Consider the following 9,108-nt stretch of genomic DNA (forward strand, 5'->3'; position numbering starts at 1 on the left):
CGGATAGGTCACCGAGAACTGGACGTCGAGCAGCCGGCCATCGAGCCGGCGGAGCTTCATCACCTCGGCGTGGCTCCGGCGCCCCTCGAAATTCGCGATCATGATCCGCCGCACGGTGTCGGGCGAAGCCTGGAACAGGATCCGCACCGGGCCGGTCAGATCCGCCGCCGAGGCCGCGCCGAACAGCGCGGCCGCGCTGGGATTGACCTCGGTGATCAGCACGCTTTGCAGGGCGAACTCGATCAGCTCCGGATGGGCGTCCAGATACAGGCCGAAATCATAGACCCCCTCGGCCCTGAGCCCGGCAAAGACAGATGCCATCGCGGCCGTGTCGATGCGCAGCAGCGGATTGGGCAGATGGCGGATGAGGTTGCGGTACCGCTCCTCGCTCGCCCGCACCGACCAGTAGGATCGATGGTCGATCAGCGGGCCTGTCACCGTCACGATCACCGTGTCGCGACCGCCATCCGCCGATCGCCTGACCGTCATCTCCGGACGGTTCAGCAGCAGCGAGCTGATGCCGCGCACCCGCACCGCGCGCGGAGACGGATCCATCGCGACCTCGGCGATCATCTCGGCCAGATCGGCCTTGCTGTCGGTCGGCCAGACCTCCGCGATCGGCCGGCCGATCAGCTCCTCGCGGCCGCCGGGCCCGCCGAGCAGGTGCTCGCTCCGCTCGTTGAGATCGACCACGAAGGTCCGCTCGAGCACCTCGGACGCCCAATCCGCCTGGCACAGCTCGCCGCGGGCCAGCCGGGCGCTCATGAAGGGCCGGACACCGGCGATGGCGAGCCGCCAATAGGCCGTGTCGCGACGCGCCGCGTCGAGAGCGGAAGCGGCTTCGGGCTCGTGCCCGGCGATGGAAGCAAACGTCTCGTCCATGTCAGCCTCCCGATGACGGGTCGCCGCCGGCCTGTCCGCCCTCCCGCCCCAAGGCCGCCCTGAGGTGGTCGAGCAGCACGCCGTCATCGACCGGCTTGGCCAGATAGGCGCAGGCGCCGCCGTCCAGGGCCCGCGCCCGGGTCATCGGATCCGGCGCCGAGGTGATCATCAGCACCGGGATGGCGCAGCCGCAGGCGCGCAGCCGGCGCTGCAGCTCGATGCCGTCCACGCCCGGCATCCGCACATCGGTGATCAGGCAATCGAAGCGCTCGGCCTCGTCCAGGAAGGCCGCGGCGCAGTCGAAAGCCCGGCTCTCGAAGCCCAGGACCTGGAGCAGCTCGGACAGTGCGTCGCGCATGGCTTCGTCATCGTCGACGATCGCGATCATGGGAAGCTTGGACAAGCGGGCGGCCCTCATCGACGCGAATGGCTCCCCATGTCGCGCCAGCCGCGGCGCCTCCGTAACTATCCCGTGGGCTAGGTCGGCTCCCCGTCCTCGCGCAGCTCGGCCGGGAGGGCTTCCCAGGCGCGAATCAGCTCGCCGACCGAGCTGGCGTGCATCTTCCGCATCACGTTGCTGCGGTGCAGCTTGACGGTGACCTCGCTGATGCCGAGGTCGAAGGCGATCTGCTTGTTGAACCGCCCCAGCGCCACCGCGCGCAGTACCTGGCGCTCGCGCGGGGTCAGGGTGCGGTGGTGGTCGACATGCTGCCGCGACACCCTGGCCCTGGCCCGCTGGGCCACGTCGCGCTCGATGCCGGTGGTGACGGCGTCCAGCAGGCTCTGGTCGCGGACCGGCTTGGTCAGGAAGTCGACGGCGCCGGCCTTCATGGCCTGGACCGTCATCGGGATGTCGCCATGGCCGGTCAGGAAGACGACCGGCTTGGCCCTGCCGTCCGAGGCGAGCTGCTGCTGCAGGTCAAGCCCGCTGGTGCCCGGCAGGCGGACGTCGAGGACCAGGCATCCCGACCGGTCCGGCAGTGCCGTGTCCAGCAGCTCGCGGGCCGAGGCGAAACCGACGGCGTCGAGCCCCACCGACAGCATGAGCTCCTGCAGCGACAGCCGGACGGCCTCGTCGTCATCGACGATCAGCACCAGGGGACGCTCGGTCGCGGCGGCCGTGTACATGGGTGACCTCACTTCGATGAAACGGGGTCGGAGGCGCCGGATCTGCGGCCGCGGCCGCTGACCCGGCGGTCGATCCATTCTTCCAGCGCGGCGGTGAAATCGGCCGGCGCCACCCGGAACAGGCCCTGCGCGATATCTCCCAGGGATTGCCTGGCCAGCTCCTGCCGCATCGCCTTCTCTGCCCGCAGCATCACGGCATGGACCGCGCAGACCCCTCCCGTCGCCCAGGCGGGCGGGCTGCCCCCGAAGACGGCGCAGCGCCCCCGGATCTCCTGGCAGTCGAACAGCGGCTTGCGCCCCTCGATCGCGTCGACGACGGCGAGGAAGCTGATGTCCTCCGGCTTCCGGGCCAGCACATAGCCGCCCCGCACCCCCTCTGTCGCCCGGACGATCCCGGCCTTCTCCAGCTTGGCCATGATCTTGGCCAGGAAGGCCGGCGAAATGCCCTGGAGATCGGCGAGATCCCGGCTGCTCATCGGCGTCTCGTCCTTGCCGACGAGCCACAGCAGGCAATGCAGCCCGTATTCGACGCTTGCCGTGATGTGAGCCATATCTCGGACTGTATCAGTCCGAGTTTCGAAGCGCAACGGTAAACTCGGACTGATGGTGTCGGTGTTTGGATCGGGCCGCCGCGGTCAGCCCGCCGATCGCCGGCGGAAGATCGTGTGCATGGCCCCGAGGAAGAAATGCGGGCTGCGGTCATGCCCGGGCCCATGGGCTCCGTTCGCCCGGGCCTTCTGGGCCCGGGCGGACAGGCTTACGGCCAGATCCTCGGCCAGCGCCGGCCGGTTGCGGATCAGCGGCTCGAAGGCGGCCTGGTCGATCTCGTAGACCGTCACGCGCGTCATCGCCTCCAGCGTGCAGGCCTCCCCCATCCCCGCCAGCAGCCCGGTCTCGCCAAAGATGTCGCCGGGGGCGAGGCGGCCGGCCTCCACCCCGCCGCGGCGCATGACGACGATGCCGGCCCGGAGGATCATCAGCGAGGACAGGGTCTCGCCCTCGCGCACGATCACGTCGCCCTTGCGATAGGCCCGCGCCGTGGTCGCGTCGGCCAGCGCCTGCCTCTCCTCCTGCGTCAGCGCGGCGAAGATCGGCAGCGCCTCGATCAGCGCCAGGGGCGAGACCGGCGGCGGCTTGGCCGTCTCCTCCGTCGGCAGGTCCTTGAGGGCGGCAATGCCCTCCGGCGGAGGTGCCAGCAGCAGCCCGGCCGATTTGCAGTGGCGGTAGACGAGGTCGATCACCTCGTTCCTCGCCTGGCTGCGCCTGCCGGGGCTGGCGACCCGGAACGACAGCTCCATCTGCAGCGCCGCAGCGTCCAGGCCGGTCATGGACACCGACGGCGGCGGCTCCTTGACGATGGCATCGGCGCTGAGCAGGGCCAGCTGCACCACCTCCATGATCGCCGCCGGCATCCGGGTCGGGGCCAGGCGCAGCGGCAGCGACACCAGGTGGGATTCGTCGGGCCGGCTGACATTGGTCAGGCCCAGCCGGGCCAGGAAGCTGTTCGGCAGCACCACGACGTTGCTGGAGCCGGTCAGCAGATGGGTGGCGCGCCAGGTGCTTTCGATCACCCGCCCCTCGGTCCCGTCGCTGAGGACGATCCAGTCGCCGATGGCGAAGGGCCGGCCGAGGGTCATGGCGATGCCGGAGAACACGTCGCTGAGCGTGCTCTGCAGGGCCAGGCCCAGGATGATGGCGATGACGCCGGAGGTGGCGACCAGCGTCCCGATCGGGATGCCGAAGACGAAGGCCAGCACCGACAGCCCGACGCCGAGATAGACCCCGCCGACGATCAGGTCCTGCAGCAGCCGCGCCTCGCGCGGCCGCCCCTCGAGCACGAGGTAGATGCGGACGAGGCCGATGGTCGCCCAGGCGAGGTGAATCCACCACAGCAGCCTGGCCGCGATCACCAGCAGCGCGCCGTCATCCGCCGACCGGCGGCCTTCGATCATGTAGGGGGACAGGCCGCCGCCGATCAGGATCGCGGTCATCACCGTGAAGACCGCGATCTGCACCAGCAGCCGGGTGGTCGACCGCCGCCCGGGGATCAGGCGCCAGACCAGGATCCCGGCGAGGCCGGCCAGGCCGACATAGGCGAAAGGCGACGCCAGCAGCGCCGAGACGGATATCTGATCCATGGACCGCAGCCCTTGCCCCGGCCGGTCGGGGGTCCGTCATTGGTCCACCGGCCGGCCGCTGGCCTCGCCGGGACCCTATCGCGCCGGGGTGGCCGCGATCGATCCTGCCGAGGATGAGAGCGACCCATACCGCCGCATAGGTTCCGGGCGAAGGCGCCGATCCGGGCGCGCCGGGGCTTGCCAATCCCGGGGGCGACCGTCAGAACGGACAGGCTCCGTGAACCGTGCCGCGCGAGGACCCAGCATGCCCCGGATCGATGGCCAGCGCCTGTTGGGCGACCTCCGCCAGCTGGCCGAGTTCGGCCGCTACAAGACCGGCGTCCACCGGCCGACCTACTCGCCGCAGGATGTCGCGTCGCGCCAATGGCTGGTCGAGCGGCTGCAGGAGGCCGGGCTCACGGCCGAAATCGACGGCATCGGCAACATCATGTCGGCCAGCCCGGCCAAGGGCCCGAAGCTGCTGATCGGCTCCCATCTCGAGAGCCAGCCCCATGCCGGCTGGCTCGACGGCGCGATGGGCGTGATCTACGGGCTGGAGGTCGCCCGGGCCTTCCGCGAGGACCCGGCCTGCCGCGACCTGGGCATCGAGGTCGCCGTCTTCGCCGACGAGGAAGGGCATTTCGGCTCGTTCCTCGGCAGCCGGTCCTTCATCGGCGAGCTGCCGGATGACGAGATCGCGCAATCCGTCAACGACACGACCGGAGAGACGCTGCCGGATGCCCTGGCCGAGGCCGGCTATGCCGGACGTCCGCGCTATGTCCTGGAACCCGGCCGACATGTCGGCTTCGTCGAGGCGCATATCGAGCAGGGCGACACCCTCGAAAGCCTGGGCAAGCGCATCGGCGTGGTGACCAGCATCGTCGGCATCTGGACCTACGCCATCACCTTCGAGGGCCAGCAGAACCATGCCGGCACGACCCGCATGGCGGCGCGCAAGGATGCCGGCGTCGCGCTGACCGAGCTGTGCCACGCGATCGCGCGGCGCTTTCCCGAGGTCGCCGGGCCGCACTCCGTCTGGACCACCGGGCGGATCCAGCTGGAGCCCGGGGCGTCCAGCATCATCCCGGGGCGGGCCGAGATGACCTTCCAGTTCCGGGATGCCGATCCCGAGCGCCTCCTCGTCCTGGAGCAGGCGCTGGAGGCGCTGGTGGCACAATCCGACGCCGCCGGCCCCTGCCGGGCGAGCCTGCGCGCCCTGTCGCGCTCGACCCCCAACGTGATGGCCGCGCCGCTCCAGGCAGCGCTGGAGCGGGCGGCGGAGCATCACGCCCCCGGCAGCGCGATGCGCCTGCCCAGCGGCGCCGGCCATGACGCCCAATACCTCGCCCGGCGCCTGCCGGCCGGCATGCTGTTCGTGCCCAGCATCGGCGGCGTCAGCCATCACTGGACCGAGAACACGGCGGATGCGGATCTCGTCCTGGGCTGCCAGGTGCTGGCCACCGCTGCGGAAGCGCTGCTGCGCGCCGCCTGACCTGGGGCGGCCGAAACGGCGGCAGGCCCGGAAAAAGCACGGCGAGATCATCGAAATGCCACGAATCCCGTTGAAACCATTCGGGTGCGCAGGCAGTCCGATGATCCGGACTGGGGGGTGAAACCATGAGTGCCCGTCATTGGATCACGCTGCTGGGCCTGATGGCCGCCCTTGCCGCCCCGCCCGTCCTGGCGCAGACCACGCTTCCCGCGGCGCCCACGGCCGCGGCTGCCACCGTCGACAAGGACAAGCTGCCCGCCGCCGGCCAGCACGACACGCTGCTGCGCGTGCTGCAGCCCGGCCGCTTCTCGATCCGCGTCAGCAGCCGCAGCGGCGTGGCGATCCAGCTGGTCGACATGCTGACCGGCCCGTCGGAGCCGTCGGGCGAGGCCGGGGCCACCGACGGGCGGCTGGACGTGCTGCTCGACGTCGGCACCTACAAGCTGCGGCTGTTCGGCGCCAAGGGGGCCGAGGGCGAGGCCGCGCTGACCGTCGCCCCGTTCCGCGAGGCCGAGCCGCCGGCGCTGCGCCCGCGCGACGGCGAGGTGCGGAGCGCGCCGCTGGCCGACCTGCAGCAGCGCTCCTTCTGGGTCGCCGTCGAGGCGCCGGGCTTCCTGCGCCTGGAGGCGGCGGGCCGCAGCCTGGCCGAGCTGCGCTTCTGGCGGAACGGCACCGACCTGGTGCCGCAGACCGGGCGGGTGCGGACCATCGAGCCGGTGGCCGGTCATCCCATGACCGACATCACCTTCGAAGGCAATCTCGAGCCCGGCACCTACCTGGTCACCGCCTATGGCGGCCCGGCCGCGACCTGGGCCGACGGCGACACCAGCCAGCCCTTCCACATCCGCTTCGGCGCGTCGGACGCGCTGCTGGCCGGCTGGGTCGGCGGCGCGATCGGGCCGTTCGGCCGCGATCTGTACCGGATCGACGGCAGCGCCCGGCAGTTCCGCCTGGCCCTGCCCGCCTCCGCCCCCGCCGGGCTGCGGGTGCTGGACGGCACCAGCCCTCTCTCCGGCGGCACGATCGACAAGAAGAGCCGCGACCCGGCGGCCTCGGCCGATGCGCCCGCAATAGACTCACCCGGCGACCGGGTGGTCGAGCTGACCGGCGCGGCCGGCCAGGCCTTCCAGCTGCGGGCGGTCGAGACGCCGGCCGGCACGAGCGTGTCCGATGCCGGCGACTGGTGGGTCGCGGCCCCGACCGTGGGCTTCGGCGGCGATGAGCTGCCGGCGACCCTGGCGCTGGTGCGCACCGAGAAGGACAAGCCGACCATCACGGTCGGCAGCAACGCGCCGCAGATCGGCCCGGGCGCGGCCTGGCGCCAGCGCTTCAACCTGCGCGGCCCCAGCACCCTGCTGCTGCATGTCACGGCCGACGGCCCGATCGCCGTGCGCAGCGACGGCCCGGCCATCCGGCCGTCGATGACGGTCCCCAGTGGCGACATGCAGGCGGCGCGGACCAGTGGCGCCACCCCATCCTGGGACCTGGCGGCCGGCTGGTATGTGCTGAAGCTGGACCCGGTCGACGGCGCCAGCGGCATCCTCGACCTCACCGTCGGCCCGCCCGGGCTGGTGCCGCGGGACAACACCCCGATGCAGCCGGCCGACCCGGTGGTCGGCTTCGGCCGGCAGACGCTGGCGGAGGGCCAGGCCCTGCGGCTGGTCACCAACAGCGGCCCGCAGGCGCGGACCGGGTTGTCGGCCCGGCGCTGGCCGCTCGACCTCGCCGATGGGCCGCTGGCCGTGACCCAGAGCGCGGGCGAGCCGCTGAGCCTGTCGCTGCAGCACCCGGCCGACGGCACGCTGCTGCAGACCGAGGTCGGAGTCGGCACCACGGAGCTGAAGCCCAGGCCGGCCCCGGCCAGCACCACCGGCGCCGACCTGACCCTGCCGGCGCCGGACAAGCCGCGCACCGTCATCCTCTCCTGGCGGCCGCCCGCGGCGCCGCTGCCGGACCCGGCCGTGACCCCGCCGCCGCCGCTGACCGCGCTGCAGGCCGGCAAGCCCGCCTGGTTCGACCTGGACCGCGATGCCGAGCGCAGCTTCGCCCTGACCGTCGCCGATGGCGGGCTGTACCGGGTCGAGACGCTGGGCCGGCTGCGCACCAGCGGGTCGATCGGCACGGCCTTCATCGACTCGCTGGGCGACGCTGCGGCCAATGGCGCCGGCCAGAACATGCTGCTGCAACAATATCTGCGCGCCGGCCGTTATCGCGTCACCGCCACGTCGCATGACAGCGCCGGCCGGCTGGGCCTGACCGCCCGGCCGACGCCGATGCTGAACGGCGCCGCGCTGGTCCCCGCCGGCACCGTGCGCGCCGCCCTGCCCGCCGGCAGCGGCATCCTGTTCCCGGTCGAGATCCCGGCCGACGGCCAGTACCGGCTGGAGATCCTGGGCCTGGACCGCAGCTTCACCGCGCGGCTGGAAGATGCCGAAGGCTGGCCGCTGCTGGCCGCGGGCGACCTGTCGGGGCTGGAGCAGCCGCTGGCCGCCGGCCGCTATCGCCTGATGATCCTGCCCGAGGCGGTCGACACCCGCGTCGTCGCGCGGCTGACCCGGATCGAGCCCGAGGTCGCGCTGGAGGGCCACGGCCCGCACCCGCTGCCCTTCGATGCCGACCAGTCCTTCCAGTGGCGCGAGCCGACGGGACGCGGCGATCCGCGCACGCCGGACCGGTGGGACTTCACCCTGGCCGGCCCGGCCAAGGCCAGCTTGAGCATCGGCGAGGGCATGGTGGCCGATCTGCTCCAGCACAACCCGCCGGATACTATTCCGCCCTTCACGCCGGTCGCCCGGTTCACCAGCAGCGCCCCCTTCAGCGGCGAGTTGCCGGGCGGCCGATATCACGTCGAGGCCACCAGCCTGGGGCGCAACGACCGGCTGGACTACACCCTGTCGCTGCACACCGACGAGCTGCAGCCGGGCACGGTGCGCGAGGTCCCGCTGCCCTCGACCGTGCCGTTCAGCATCGCCACCGACCGGGTGGTCAGCCTGACCAGCTTCGGCGGCATCGACGTCAAGGCGGTGCTGCGCGACGCCCAGGGCCAGGTGCTGGGCCGCTTCGACGACCGCGACGGCGACTGGAACATCGCCGTGTCGCAGTACCTGCCGGCCGGCCGCTACACGCTGGACCTCGCCCGGGTCGAGGCGGCCACGACCGCGAGTTCCAATAACGACTCCAGCGACAGCTCGGATGAGTCGAGCGATTCAGCGGATTCGGGCGATGGCTCCGGCCCGACCACCGAGCTGCGCCTGTCGCTGCCGGCCGAGGACGGCACGGTGGCCGCGGCGCAGCCGTCCGGCACGGTGGAGCTGACCGGACCGACCGTGCACCGGCTGGCCATGCCGTCCGCCGCCGCGGGCAGCCTGATGGTCGCCGCCGCCAGCTCCTCCGCCGAGCTGATGCTGGCGCTGGAACGCCAGGGGGCCAACGGTGCCTGGGCCAGCGTGGCGATCGATCGCGGCCTGGCCCCCGCCGTGGCCGTGCCGG

The 9,108-nt window shown here is 72.1% G+C and carries 7 protein-coding genes; 2 read left to right on the forward strand and 5 right to left on the reverse strand.

Annotated features, from left to right (window positions below):
* From ABDW35_RS25325 to ABDW35_RS25345, 5 genes are all read right to left on the reverse strand, one after another.
* A partial coding sequence (locus ABDW35_RS25325) for a PAS domain-containing protein (RefSeq protein WP_343716636.1) occupies nucleotides 1-882 on the reverse strand: 882 nt, incomplete at its 3' end.
* A 1-nt stretch (nucleotide 883) separates the two neighbouring features.
* Nucleotides 884-1,285, reverse strand: coding sequence for a response regulator (locus ABDW35_RS25330; protein ID WP_343716637.1), 402 nt, complete (start codon nucleotides 1,283-1,285; stop codon nucleotides 884-886).
* 74 nt (nucleotides 1,286-1,359) lie between these two features.
* Entirely contained in the window at nucleotides 1,360-2,010 is a 651-nt protein-coding gene (locus ABDW35_RS25335) for a response regulator transcription factor (protein WP_343716638.1), read from the reverse strand.
* Between the two features lie 8 nt (nucleotides 2,011-2,018).
* Nucleotides 2,019-2,561: an Rrf2 family transcriptional regulator gene (locus tag ABDW35_RS25340; protein WP_343716639.1), complete on the reverse strand. Its 543-nt coding sequence runs from the start codon at nucleotides 2,559-2,561 to the stop codon at nucleotides 2,019-2,021.
* A gap of 84 nt (nucleotides 2,562-2,645) precedes the next feature.
* On the reverse strand, nucleotides 2,646-4,148 hold the full coding sequence (locus tag ABDW35_RS25345) for a mechanosensitive ion channel family protein (protein ID WP_343716640.1): 1,503 nt from the start codon (nucleotides 4,146-4,148) through the stop codon (nucleotides 2,646-2,648).
* Nucleotides 4,149-4,392: 244 nt separating this feature from the next.
* Between ABDW35_RS25345 and ABDW35_RS25350 the strand changes: the two genes are divergently transcribed.
* Both ABDW35_RS25350 and ABDW35_RS25355 read left to right on the forward strand, forming a co-directional pair.
* Nucleotides 4,393-5,619 (forward strand): Zn-dependent hydrolase, encoded by a 1,227-nt coding sequence (locus tag ABDW35_RS25350; protein ID WP_343716641.1) that lies wholly within the window; start codon nucleotides 4,393-4,395, stop codon nucleotides 5,617-5,619.
* 125 nt (nucleotides 5,620-5,744) lie between these two features.
* On the forward strand, nucleotides 5,745-9,108 hold a 3,364-nt coding region (locus ABDW35_RS25355; RefSeq protein WP_343716642.1), incomplete at its 3' end, for a hypothetical protein.

This window comes from Inquilinus sp. (assembly GCF_039594555.1).
Classification (GTDB): Bacteria; Pseudomonadota; Alphaproteobacteria; order DSM-16000; family Inquilinaceae; genus Inquilinus.

What these genes read in the sequence shown, in the direction of transcription:
- ABDW35_RS25335 (WP_343716638.1), bottom strand. Translation starts at nt 2,010, where the DNA reads ATGTACACGGCCGCCGCGACCGAGCGTCCCCTGGTGCTGATCGTCGAT.
- ABDW35_RS25340 (WP_343716639.1), bottom strand. Translation starts at nt 2,561, where the DNA reads ATGGCTCACATCACGGCAAGCGTCGAATACGGGCTGCATTGCCTGCTG.
- ABDW35_RS25345 (WP_343716640.1), bottom strand. Translation starts at nt 4,148, where the DNA reads ATGGATCAGATATCCGTCTCGGCGCTGCTGGCGTCGCCTTTCGCCTAT.
- ABDW35_RS25350 (WP_343716641.1), top strand. Translation starts at nt 4,393, where the DNA reads ATGCCCCGGATCGATGGCCAGCGCCTGTTGGGCGACCTCCGCCAGCTG.